The sequence below is a fragment of the Lachnoclostridium sp. Marseille-P6806 genome (genome assembly GCF_900625025.1).
GTDB lineage: Bacteria > Bacillota > Clostridia > Lachnospirales > Lachnospiraceae > CAG-791.
This window is the reverse complement of sequence record NZ_LR130578.1, coordinates 119,496-131,906: the sequence shown is the minus strand read 5'-3', so window position 1 is coordinate 131,906 and position 12,411 is coordinate 119,496. Positions and strand designations below refer to the sequence as shown.

General features: G+C 59.6%; 12 protein-coding genes. All 12 read left to right on the top strand.

Translation table 11 applies throughout. From position 1 onward, the window contains the following. Positions 1–25: 25 nt before the first annotated feature. Positions 26–1,207 carry an NAD(P)-dependent malic enzyme gene (locus E0E20_RS07495; protein WP_130837585.1) on the top strand — a complete coding sequence of 394 codons (1,182 nt, stop codon included), beginning with the start codon at positions 26–28 and terminating at the stop codon, positions 1,205–1,207. Between the two features lie 40 nt (positions 1,208–1,247). Continuing rightward, positions 1,248–1,766 carry a DUF4364 family protein gene (locus tag E0E20_RS07490; RefSeq protein WP_130837584.1) on the top strand — a complete coding sequence of 173 codons (519 nt, stop codon included), beginning with the start codon at positions 1,248–1,250 and terminating at the stop codon, positions 1,764–1,766. Positions 1,767–2,123: 357 nt separating this feature from the next. Next, on the top strand, positions 2,124–2,984 hold the full coding sequence (locus E0E20_RS07485; RefSeq protein WP_130837583.1) for a helix-turn-helix transcriptional regulator: 861 nt from the start codon (positions 2,124–2,126) through the stop codon (positions 2,982–2,984). Continuing rightward, positions 2,977–3,489: an NUDIX hydrolase gene (locus E0E20_RS07480; protein WP_130837582.1), complete on the top strand. Its 513-nt coding sequence runs from the start codon at positions 2,977–2,979 to the stop codon at positions 3,487–3,489. The genes E0E20_RS07485 and E0E20_RS07480 overlap by 8 nt, the downstream gene beginning before the upstream one ends. Positions 3,490–3,526: 37 nt before the next feature. After that, complete coding sequence (locus E0E20_RS07475) at positions 3,527–4,414, top strand: YitT family protein (RefSeq protein WP_130837581.1); 888 nt, start codon at positions 3,527–3,529, stop codon at positions 4,412–4,414. Positions 4,415–4,677: 263 nt separating this feature from the next. Further along, entirely contained in the window at positions 4,678–5,814 is a 1,137-nt protein-coding gene (locus tag E0E20_RS07470; protein WP_165444025.1) for a M20/M25/M40 family metallo-hydrolase, read from the top strand. A 65-nt stretch (positions 5,815–5,879) separates the two neighbouring features. Then, entirely contained in the window at positions 5,880–6,497 is a 618-nt protein-coding gene (locus E0E20_RS07465; RefSeq protein ID WP_130837579.1) for a peptidase C39, read from the top strand. A 68-nt stretch (positions 6,498–6,565) separates the two neighbouring features. Beyond that, on the top strand, positions 6,566–8,260 hold the full coding sequence (locus E0E20_RS07460) for an ABC transporter substrate-binding protein (protein WP_165444024.1): 1,695 nt from the start codon (positions 6,566–6,568) through the stop codon (positions 8,258–8,260). 120 nt (positions 8,261–8,380) lie between these two features. Beyond that, positions 8,381–9,484 carry an ABC transporter ATP-binding protein gene (locus tag E0E20_RS07455; protein WP_130837577.1) on the top strand — a complete coding sequence of 368 codons (1,104 nt, stop codon included), beginning with the start codon at positions 8,381–8,383 and terminating at the stop codon, positions 9,482–9,484. Beyond that, positions 9,481–10,593 carry an ABC transporter ATP-binding protein gene (locus E0E20_RS07450; RefSeq protein ID WP_130837576.1) on the top strand — a complete coding sequence of 371 codons (1,113 nt, stop codon included), beginning with the start codon at positions 9,481–9,483 and terminating at the stop codon, positions 10,591–10,593. Before E0E20_RS07455 ends, E0E20_RS07450 begins: the two co-directional genes overlap by 4 nt. Next, positions 10,587–11,549, top strand: a complete 963-nt coding sequence (locus E0E20_RS07445) for an ABC transporter permease (protein ID WP_130837575.1) — start codon at positions 10,587–10,589, stop codon at positions 11,547–11,549. The genes E0E20_RS07450 and E0E20_RS07445 overlap by 7 nt, the downstream gene beginning before the upstream one ends. A gap of 8 nt (positions 11,550–11,557) precedes the next feature. Then, positions 11,558–12,406, top strand: coding sequence for an ABC transporter permease (locus E0E20_RS07440; RefSeq protein ID WP_242622707.1), 849 nt, complete (start codon positions 11,558–11,560; stop codon positions 12,404–12,406). Positions 12,407–12,411: the final 5 nt, after the last annotated feature.

Genomic DNA, 12,411 nt, shown 5'->3' with positions numbered 1-12,411 from the left:
AGTGCTTCGGCAAAGGAGGATAGATATGACAAACGCAGAAAAGGCTCTGGAGCTTCATAAGAAATGGGGCGGCAAGCTCTCCACGGAGGCCAAGGCATCCGTCCGCTCCCGGGAGGATCTCGCTCTGGCCTACACGCCGGGGGTTGCGGAGCCCTGCCGGGTCATTGCAAAGGACCGAACGGCGGCCTATACCTACACCCTCAAGCAGAACACGATCGCAGTCGTCTCCGACGGCAGCGCGGTGCTCGGCCTCGGCAGTATCGGGCCGGAGGCGGCGATGCCGGTGATGGAGGGCAAGGCGGTTCTCTTCAAGGAATTCGGTGGGGTCAATGCGTTCCCGATCTGCCTTGCAACGCAGGATACCGATGAGATCGTGAAAGCGGTGCAGCTCCTCGAGCCCACGTTCGGCGGCATCAATCTGGAGGACATCAGCGCGCCCCGCTGCTTTGAGATCGAGCGGAGACTTCGGGAGACCATGAACATTCCCGTGTTTCATGACGATCAGCACGGAACCGCGATCATTGTTCTTGCGGGAATCATCAATGCGCTGAAGCTTGTCGGCAAAGCGAAAGAGGAGTGCCGCGTCGTGGTGAACGGCTCGGGAGCTGCGGGCATCGCCATCGCAAAGCTGCTCCTGTCGTACGGCTTCCGCCATCTTGTGCTCTGCGATTCGAGCGGCATCATTTCGAGCCGTTCGCCGAAACTGAACTGGATCAAGCGGGAGATGCTCGCGGTCACGAACCGGGAGGACCGCTCCGGAAGCCTTGCGGACGCGCTTGTCGGGGCCGATATCTTTATCGGAGTCTCCGCGCCCGGCGTGGTGACAAAGGAGATGGTGGAGACCATGAGCCGGGATGCGATTCTCTTTGCCATGGCGAATCCGGTGCCGGAAATTTATCCGGACGAGGCGAAGCGCGGCGGAGCGCGAATCATCGGCACCGGGCGAAGCGACTTCCCCAATCAGGTCAACAATGTTCTGGTGTTCCCGGGGATTTTCCGCGGGGCGCTGGAGGGACGCGCGCGCCAGATCACCGAGGAGATGAAGCTCGCGGCGGCAGAGGCGCTCGCGGAGCTTGTGAGCGGCGGGGCGCTGTCGGAGGAGTTCATTCTCCCCGAGCCCTTTGATCCCCGTGTGGCCGATGCGGTATCCGCCGCGGTAAAGGCGCGGATCACAGAGGATAACCGCCTCGACATTCACTCGTTTTAAGGCGGCTGCTGCGCAGGCTTCGGCGCAGAGGAATGGAAAGATGACGTCACCGATTACCATTTACAAGCTGATTGTGCTCTATATGCTGGACCGCATCGAGGGGGCGATCTCCAATGCCGCGATCTCGGATTTTCTGCTGGATCACGATCTGACAAACAACTATATTTCCGTTCAGCAGGCGCTGTTTGAGCTGGAGCAGAGCGGACTTGTCACCTCCGATACGATGGGGAGCCGCACGATGATACGGATCACGCGGGAGGGCGAGGAGGCGCTGACCTTTTTTGTGAGCGATCTCAATCCGGATATCCGCCGGGAGTGCACGGAGTTTCTGCGGGCGAACGGTATGCAGCTCCGGAGCGACGCGGAGACGACGGCCCGCTACTACCGGCGCATCACCGGTGATTATGAGGTGCATCTTGCGGTAAAGGAGAAGCAGACGCCGCTTGTGGATCTGCGTCTCAACGTCCCGACGGAGGATATGGCGAAGCATATGCAGCAGGGCTGGCTTACGAAGAATCAGCAGATTTATCAGTATCTGATGGAGACGCTGGGCGGGTGAGACCGCTGCTCCCGGCCGCCGGATCATAGTGCAGGCAATGAAAAAGCTCCGGCATGCCGGAGCTTTTTCATCATTAAAAGGGGGTATAGGGGTATATAGGACGACAGGGGGCCGCAGGGGGGTGCGGCGGCCTGCCATGGCTCGGCAGATTTCTCTGCCGATATCTGTATTCTAACGGCAGGCGCGTCTCGGGAAAAGGCATGAATTTGATTTCTTTTATGCTTTTATTGACATTTTGATATTTTTTTGTGCACAAACCCGGAACATGATATAGTTTTACAGGAACAAAATTAGCTTTATAAAAAAGAGGCATAGTGTGAAAAATCACGCTGATGCGCTCCAGGATTAGTGATTGCCATGGCAGCTTTCGAGGCGGGATACGCCGGCATTTCGACGAGATATATCACCAGCGGGACCTATGTCCCGGCGCACACGCACACGGAGATCGAGCTCATCTATATTCTGAACGGCGAGGCGGAGATTCTTCTGGAGGGAGAGAGGCATGCGCTGCATTCCGGAGACTTCATCGCGGTCGATTCCGGCCGGATCCATGAGCTGCGCTGCACGCGGGTCTATATGTTCATTGATATCAAGATGGACGAGACGCTCTTTGAATCCTATCTGGACGGGGAACGGGACTTCATGCTGCTGTGCAGCCGGGCGGAGCTGACGGAGGCGACGGAGCCTGCCTACGCGGAGCTCACGGCGCTCCTGCGCACGCTGCCGCCGCTCTATGTCTCGCAGGAGGAGGGAAACCGTCTGGAAAGCGACGCTCTGATTCTGCGGGCGATGCGCATTCTTGTGCGGGATTTTTCGGTAAAGCTCTCACGGACCGACGCGCCGTCCGTCCCGGCGGGGCGGAGGAGGATGAGCGAGATCATGGCGTACATCGAGGCGCATTATAACCGGCCGATCCCGCTCGGCGAGATTGCCGGGCATTTCGGCCTGAGCCGAGAATATTTCAGCCGCATGTTCCGCCGCTGTGTCGGCGTCACGTTCACGCGGCATGTGAACCACGTCCGGCTCACGCATATCTACCATGATCTGTGCACGACCGACGAGCCGGTCTGTGTGCTGACGGAACGGCACGGTTTCACGAACTACCGCCTTTTCATGGCGCTGTTCCGCGGACTGTACGGCTGCACGCCGAGAACGCTCCGGCAGCTTCAGCGGCGGCTTGACCGCAGGACGGACAGAAAGGAAGAAACGGATGATTGATACGACGCTTTGCTATCTGGAGCGCGGCGGCGCGTGGCTGATGCTCCACCGCGTGAAGAAAAAGAATGACATCAACGAGGGCAAATGGATCGGTGTCGGAGGCAAATGCGAGCCGGGAGAGACGCCTGAGCAGTGCGTGCGCCGTGAGGTTTTCGAGGAGACGGGTCTTGTCCTCGGGCGCGCGGAGTATCGGGGAATCGTCGATTTCTGCAGCAATCTCTGCGAGGAGGAGAGGATGTATCTGTATACCTCCTCGGATTTTGAGGGGAAAATACCGGTGATGCCGGACGGCAGCCTTGAGGAGCGGTGCCCGGAGGGAGTGCTCCGCTGGGTGCCCGTCCGTGAGGTGGAGTCGCTGCGGCTCTGGGAGGGCGACCGTATTTTCCTCCGCTATCTCAGGGAGGGGAGGCCCTTTTTCCATATCCGTCTTGAATACCGAGGGGATGAACTGACCGTCGTAAAGGATTTGCTCGGAGAACCGGAAACGGCAGGGGAAAAGGATTGACCGTAGAAAAAGAAGCGTAAGGAGCTGCTGTCTGTATATGAAGAAAGTGTGGAAAAAGGTCAACTGGAAACGGGAGCGCGTGATCATGGTGGGAGAGCTTGCGGGCTGTTTTCTCGCCGCAATCGGAACCTATAATTTTGCCGTCAGCTTTGACGTGCCGCTGACCGGCGTGAGCGGCATCGCGATGATTCTGTACCGTCTTTTTGATCTGCCGCTGGGCTGGATGAACTTCTTTCTGAACATTCCGCTGGCGCTGCTGTGCGTCCGGGTGCTGGGCAAGCGCTTCTTCCTGCGCTCCATCCGCTGCATGATCATTTCCTCGGTCATGGTCGACTATGTGGCGCCGCTGCTGCCGGTCTATCAGGGGGACCGCATGCTGGCGACGCTGGGCGCCGGTGCTCTGCTGGGGCTGGGCTACGGCCTGATCTACCGTCAAAATTCGTCCTCAGGAGGAACCGATTTCATCTCTGTGGCGATCAAGAGCCGTTTCCCCCATCTCTCCATGGGTTTGATCGAATTTCTGATCGCCTTTGCGGTGCTGGCTCTGAACACGGTGATTTTTGATGATTTCGACGGGATCCTGTACGGACTGGTCACGAGCTTCATCATGTCGGAGGTGATCAACCGGCTGCTGGTGGGCGCCAATGAGGGAACAGTCAATCTGATCGTTACCGACCATCCCACAGAAATATGCAGCATGATCGACGGCCTGCTGGACCGCGGCAGCACGATCATTGAGGCGAGCGGGGGCTTTCGCGGGGACAAGCGCTCGGTGGTGCTGTGCGTGACGAGCCAGAAGCAGGTGGCCGTGCTTCAGCAGGCGATCCGGAAAGAGGATCCGGCGAGCTTTGCTGTGCAGATTCCCTGCAGCGAGATCCATGGAGAGGGCTTCCGCGTGCTTTCGCTGGGCCATGTGGAGGATTAAGCGGGGCGTTTCGGAAAGCCTCGTCGTATAGATTGACAGAAAATAAAACAGAAGCGGATATCAGAAAACGGGGTATTGACTTTGCGGGGTCAATACCCTATTATTCTGGATAACACATAGAAATAGTATGAATTAGCAAAAAACGCTTCTTTACATTCAGCTTCTTTATGTTATTATTGTTTCGATTACGAACCGATGCCGCCGGAACCCCTGTTTCACGCAGGATTCCGGCGGCCGCAGTGTCCGAATCAGAGGAGTACAGATTGGGAATCAACCGGGAGAGGCTTAAGAAACAATTTGCGGAGCTGATCTCCATCGACAGCGTCTCGTTCAGGGAACGCGCGATGGCGGACTATCTCAGGGCAGCGCTCGGCGAGCTGGGAATCGAGGCCTTTGAGGACGACGCAGCCGGACGGATCGGCGGAAATGCCGGCAATCTCTACGCGTATTTTTATCGTGAGGATTTTGATCCGGCGGAGGAAATGACGCCGCAGACCGCACCGGTTCTTTTCTGTGCGCATATGGACACGGTCTCCCCGGGGACCGGCAAGCGGGCGGTATTTCATGAGGACGGCCGGATCACCAGCGACGGGACGACGGTGCTCGGAACCGATGACGCGGCGGCGATCGCTGAAATTCTGGAGGCGCTCCGCGGCATTGTGGAGGAGGGTCTTCCCCATCGGAACATCGAGCTTCTGTTTACTGCCGCGGAGGAGGCCTATACGGCGGGGAGCTCCGCCTTTGACGTCTCGCATCTCCGCGCCCGCACGGCCTACACCTTTGATGTGAGCGGCCCCGCGGGAACGGTTTCCGGGACGGAGCCGACGCTGGTCGAGTTTCGCGTAAGGATCACCGGCCGGGCGTCCCATGCCGGCTTTGAGCCGGAAAAAGGGGTCAGCGCCATTGTGGCGGCATCGCGGGCGATTGCCTGTCTTCCCTCGGGGAGGATCGACCCTTATACGACGTTCAACATCGGACAGATCGAGGGAGGAACCGGCCTCAATATTGTTCCGGAGGAGGTCTGCATCGGCGGCGAGATCCGGAGCCTTTCCGATGAGACGGTCCGGCTTCTTTGCCGTGAGATGCAGGCGGCGTTTGAGAGTGAGGCCGCGACGGCGGGAGCCGCCTGCGAGGTCACGCTGATTCCGCATCTTACCGCGTACCGCGTGGAGGAGGATGATCCTGCGCTGCGCCGGTACCGCGAGACGGCGGCGCGCGCCGGCATTACGGCGCGGACCGTCCGGAATTTCGGAGGGAGCGATACCAATACGCTCCGGAGAAATGGCATCGCGGGGATCACGGCGGCAAACGGGATGCACCGGGCGCACAGCTGTGAGGAATATACGACCGTCGACGAGCTTGTGAAAGCGGCAGCCGTGATCCGGAATCTGATGGAATGAGCGCGGGGCGCGCGTCTTTCGGCTTTCCGCCGCGGGCGCAGCGCGATGAGGGATTGATATTCATAATGAAGACACCGCTTCGTTATCAGTCAACAGAATATGACTGCGGGCCGACCTCGATCATCAACGCCATTCAGACGCTGTTTCAGAGATCGGAGATTCCGCCGGAGTTTACGCGGACCTGCGCGCAGCTCGGGAACGACCTCTACAATACCAACTGTCAGCCGTACCGCTGCGGAACCTCCTGCGCGGCCATGCAGTACTGCGCCTGCTGGTTCAATAATTATGCGGCGGCGACGAAATATCCGATTCTTGTCAGACACCTTTCGGGCCGGGCGGTTCATCTGCAGGAGGGCTCGGAGCTCGTGCGCTGCCTGTCGGAGGGCGGAGCGGCCGTCGTCCGCGTGGAGCTCGGTTGCGCGCATTTCATCACACTGACAGGTGTCGACAGGAAACGAAGACAGGTTTACGCATTTGACGCATATTATCGGGAGGCTCCGTTCGCGGAGAAAGGGATCGCAATCGTGACGGACAGGCCGAAGAAGTACAATCGGATTCTGTCCTACGACGTGCTGGACCGCAGAACCAAGGGCCCCTATTCGCTTTATCATGAGGACTTCCGGGATGCCACTCTGTTCTACCGGACAGCGGGGGAGATCCCGAAGTACAGAGCGTTTCACTGATATTTGCCCGAAGAATATCTGCCCGTTGGATTGATGTCGATTTTATGTCTGTTTTTATGGAGGAGAAGATGAAAAAGAGATTGGGACACAGTCTGGTATCGGTGGTACTGGCGGCTGTCATGGCGGCAGGGCTTATGGCCTGCGGCGGTGCGGCGGGAACGGCGGAAAGCACGCAGACCGCCGGAGAGACAGAGGGCGGCAGCGCCGCAGCAGAGAGTCCGGAAGCGGCAGAATCCGGGACGGCCTCTGCGGACGGAGCGATTGTCAATATCGGAGCGACCAGTGCGCTCAGCACCATCAATCCGCTGAACATCGATGTCACGTTTATGGCGCAGTATGCCCAGAGCCTGATGTTTCTGCCTCTGGCGGCGCTGGATGCGGACGCGAACTGGGAGGAGATGCTGGCGGAGAGCATCACGACGGACAACAACACCGATTTCACCGTGACGCTCCGCGATGTGAAGTGGTCCGACGGAGAGCAGGTCACGGCAGACGACGTGATCTGGACGATGCTGCGGATTTCCAGTCCGGAGGTGGCGAATCCGAGCTTTGATTTCAGCAGCTTCAAGGGCTTTGACGAGAACGGACAGTCTCCGTCCGGTGCGGAGGAGATCGAGGGAATCGAGAAGATCGACGACAGGACGGTGGTGTTCCATGCGGCATATCCTCTGTCTCTCGTTTCTTTCATCAACAATATCTGCACATGGATTCCGATTCTTCCGTCGCATGTGCTGGCGGAGATCCCGGCGGAGGAGCTCTCGACGAGCAGCTGGTTCAATCAGCCGACCGTGGTCGACGGACCGTATTTTCTCGATGACTATGATGCGGCGCACTATATTTCCTATCACGCCAATAAGGATTACAGCCTCGGCGCGCCCTCGATCGACCGGCTGAACATCCGCATCGTCGGCGCGAGCGAGCTTCTCGCCGGCTTAAAGAGCGGAGAGATCGACGTGGTTCTGCCGAATATCGGCATCATTCCGGACAGTGATCTTGCGTCGGCAGAGGCGCTGGAGAATGTGAACGTGAGCTATGCCGCGCCCGTCACCAACCAGATGACCTTTATCAATACCCGGAAGCTTCCGGATGCCAGAGTGCGGCAGGCGATCGTCTATGCCATCGACCGCGAGACGCTCGTAAGCGGACTGCTGAGCGGTCACGGCGAGGTCGGAGAGGGCTTTGTCAGCTCGGCGAGCCCGTATTATGACGACAGCATCGAGGGCTTCTCCTACGATCCGGAAAAAGCGAAAGCGCTGCTTGAGGAGGCCGGCTGGGATTCCTCTGCCGTGCTGGAATATTATGTGTGGTCCGGGGACGACGCGATGGTCAAGGGCAGCCAGATCGTCCAGCAGTATCTCGGCGCCGTCGGCATTCAGGTCAATCTTCATACGGTGGATCTCGACTCTCTGATGGCAGTGGCCGGAACGGACGATGCCGATCTGTTTACCGTGCAGTATACGGTGACGCCGAACGACTATTACATTGACGCGCAGTATCTTGTCGATACGCCGGATTTGAGCTGGACCGGAGGCTACTTCAGCGAAGAGGTGGATGCGGCGCTCGCCCTGACCCAGACGGCGACGGATGATGGAAAGATTCGGGCGGCCTACCGGACGCTGCAGGAGAAGATGATCGAGGATGTTCCGATGTTCTCGATGTATTTCATCAGCAATGCCGGTGCGGTCAGCAGCCGTATTTCCGGCTGTGAGCCGACGCTCTACGGCGCGCTGAATCATGTGGAAAGCTGGACAGTGATAAAGTAAGCGTTTCCGGACAGAAGATAGTATGGGACGGCGCCGCCACGCGGCCTGCCGGCGGATTGCCCGCCGGCGGGAGCGCGGCGGCGCGGTGTGTTGTCAAAAGAAAGGGCCCTGACCGCGCGAATGGAACAGAAGAGTGAGCCGCTGCTCGAGGTAAAGGATCTCGAGCTGATATTCAGCAGTGATTTCGGAGACCGTACCGTGACGGACCACATCTCCTTTCATGTGAACGCCGGCGAGACGCTGGGCATCGTGGGGGAATCCGGCTGCGGGAAAAGCGTCACGAGTCTTGCGATCATGGGGCTTCTTGCAAGAAACGGCAGGGTGAACGCGGGAAGCATCGTTCTGCGGAGCCGGAGAAAGCCGGAGGGGAAGGATCTCCTCCGCTTAACGCGTCGCGAGCTGGATGAGGTCCGGGGACGCGATATTTCCATGATTTTTCAGGATGCGCTGGCCAGTCTCAATCCGGTGTTCTCCATTGGAAACCAGGTCGTCGAGGCGGTTTGCGCGCATCAGACGATGGACAGGCGGGAGGCCGCGGCCCGCGCGGAGGAGCTTCTTCGCCGGGTGGGGCTGCCCGATCCCGAGGCGGCCATGCGCAAATATCCGTTTCAGCTTTCCGGAGGAATGCGGCAGAGAGTCATGATCGCGATGGCGCTTGCCGGGAAGCCGGAGCTTCTCATCGCGGATGAGGCGACGACGGCTCTCGATGTGACGATACAGGCGCAGATCATGCGGATGATCCGGGATATTCGCAGGGAAATGCAGATGTCCATGCTTCTGATCACGCACGATATCGGTCTGATCGCCGAGATGTCGGACCGTGTGATCGTCATGTACGCCGGGCAGATCGTGGAGGAGGCGGATGTCTATGAGCTGTTCCGCAATCCGCTTCATCCCTATACGCGGCTTCTGATCGCGGCGACGCCCGGCATGTACGACGCGCCGGACAGGAAGCTCGCGGCGATACCGGGCACGGTTCCGGAAAATTATACCGATATTATCGGCTGCCGCTTCGCGGACCGCTGCCCGTACGTCACGACGGAGTGTGTGAAGCCGCAGGAAAACCGGGAGTTCAGTCCCGGACACAGCGCGCGCTGCCACTTGGCGGCGCAGATTCCGGCCGCGGACACGGGAGCGGGAGCTGCCGGGCAGACGCAGCCGACGGAGGGCGTTTTTGCGGCGCGCGCCTCGCACCAAGGTGCTTCGGCATGGAGGGATTCATGAGCAGCAGTGAGAAAAACGTTCTTCTCTCCGTGAAGGAGCTGAAAAAATATTATCCGGTGCCGAATCCGTCTCTTCGCCCGCAGCCGAAGCGTTTTGTCCGGGCGGTGGACGGTGTGAGCTTCGCGCTCCGCGAGGGAGAGACGCTCGGCCTTGTGGGAGAATCCGGCTGCGGCAAGTCCACGGTGGGACGTCTTCTCGTGGGCATCGAGCAGCCGACGGAGGGAACGGTGGAATACCGGGGCAGGAGTCTTGCCGATAGAAAGAGCTGCGAACGGAAGCATATCCGGACCGAGCTGCAGATGATCTTTCAGGATCCCTATGCCGCGCTGAATCCCCGCAAGCATGTCTATGACATTCTCTCCGCGCCGATGCTCTATCATGGCCTGGCGGACCGGAGCAATGCGGGGCAAAAGGTCGACGAGCTGCTTGAGCAGGTCGGGCTTCCGAAAAACGCAAAGGAACGCTATCCGCATGAATTTTCCGGCGGGCAGCGGCAGAGAATCGTGATCGCCAAGGCGCTGTCTCTGAATCCGAAAGTAATCATCTGCGACGAGCCGGTGTCGGCGCTCGACAATTCCATTCAGGCGCAGGTGCTCAATCTCCTCCGGGATCTGCAGCGGGAGAGGGGACTCAGCTATCTCTATATCGCACACGGGCTCGGTACGGTGCATTATGTCAGTCACCGCGTTGCGGTCATGTATCTGGGGCGCATCGTCGAGGTGGCGGATGTGGAGGAGATCTTCCGCCGGCCGCTTCATCCCTATGCGCAGATGCTGATTTCCTCGGTGCCGGTCGCGGATCCGACGAAGCGGGACCGCCCGGTTGTCATTCCTCCCGGGGAGGTGCCCTCCGCGATGGATATTCCCTCGGGCTGCCGTTTTCATGACCGCTGTCCCTATGCCGATGACCGCTGCCGCCGCGAGGAACCGGAGCTTCGCGCCGCCTTGCCTGCACAGGCTGAGGCCGACGCTGTCGCCGCCGGTCAGCGCGGCGCAGGAGAGCGCTTCGCGGCGGGAGCCGTCCTCCATGAAACCGCGTGCTGGCACGCGGAGCAGATCGAGGCGAAAACGATGGGACAGACAGCGGCGGAGAGGAGCGCGGAATGGTAAAATATATTATAAGGCGCCTCGGTATCGCGCTCATCGTCCTGTTTGGCATTACGGTCATCGACTACTGGATCATGTCCCTTGCGGGGAATCCCATTGAGATTATGGCCGGCGGGCCGCGGGTGAATGAGGCCATGCTGGCGCAGAAAGCGGCGAATCTGGGGCTGGACCGGCCGGTGTATATCCAGTATTTCTACTGGCTGCGCGAGGTGCTGCGGGGAAATTTCGGAACCTCCTACAAATCCTACGAATCGGTGTCGTCCATGATTCTCTCTCACCTCGGCCCGACGCTGGTGCTGATGGGAACGGCGCTTCTTCTCAGCACGGCCGTCGCGGTGACAGCCGGGATATACAGCGCGGTGCACGAGCATGAGCGGGGCGACTATCTCGTTCAGACGCTGGCATTCTTCGGGCAGAGCGTGCCGGGATTTTTTCTTGCGCTCCTCCTCATCTGGCTCTTTGCCGTAAAGCTCGGTGCCCTCCCGATGGGCGGCATGCGCGAGCTCGGCTCCGCCGGCTCCGGCGTGCAGGGGCGGTATCTCGTCATGCCGGTTCTTGTGCTGGCCTTTGAGATGGCGGGACGCAATATCCGCTATATCCGCTCGGCGATGCTCGAAATCCTGAACCGGGAATATCTTCGCACGGCGGAGGCCAAGGGCATCGGCCCTTTCCGCGTGATCTGGAAGCACGGCCTCCGGAATGCGCTGGTGCCGATCATTACGGTGCTTGCCATGGAAATCCCCGGGCTCTTCGGCGGCGCGGTCGTTGTGGAGCAGGTGTTCAGCTGGCCGGGGCTCGGACTGATGACCATGAATGCGGTGCTGCAAAGGGATTATCCGGTGATCATGGCGGTCTGTCTCCTGTCCGCGTCGGTGGTGCTTCTGACCAATCTGGTGACGGATATCCTGTATGCGGCGGCGGATCCGGCGGTTCGCTTTTCGCAGAATGCTTCGGTATGAGGATGGATATGAATGAATCTTATCTGGGATCGGTGCTTCGCCGGTTTCGATATCATAAGCGGGGGCTCGTGAGCTTCTGGGTCCTTGCGGTGATCGCGGCGCTGGCGCTGCTCGCACCGTGGATTGCGCCCTACGATCCGACGGCGATCACGCCCGATTTTTCCGCGCCGCCGTCGCTCCGCCATCTCCTCGGCACCGACGAGATCGGCCGGGACATGCTCTCCCGGCTTCTGTACGGGGCCCGGATGTCTCTGTTCGTCGGCTTCATGTCGACGGCGATCGCCACGGTGATCGGCACGGTGCTGGGGCTTCTCGCCGGGTATTTCGGAGGGGCGCTCGACGGCGTGCTGATGCGCTTCACGGATATGGTGATGTCCTTTCCGTATATTTTGCTGATTCTGGTGGCGGCGACGATTTTTCAGCCGGGGATGTGGAACATCATACTGATTCTAGGCCTTGTCGACTGGCCGGGCGTCGCCCGCCTTGTGCGCGGCAGCGTCATGGAGCTTCGGAACGCGGACTATGTGCATGGCAGCGAAATCGCCGGAATGAGCCGCCGCTACATTCTGTTCTCGGACATTCTGCCGAATGTCACGGCGCCGATCCTCGTGTTTGCGACCAGCGTCATGGCGATTTCCATTCTGGACGAATCGGCGCTCAGCTTTCTCGGTATGGGCATCCAGCCGCCGACGGCGAGCCTCGGCAATATGCTGAACGGCGCGCAGTCGCTGACCATACTCACGGATAAGCCGTGGCTCTGGCTGCCGCCGGGGATCCTCATCATCACGCTGGTGGTCTGCGTCAATTTTATCGGCGACGCGCTTCGGGACGCCATTGATCCGACCACGGTGAGATAAAATAT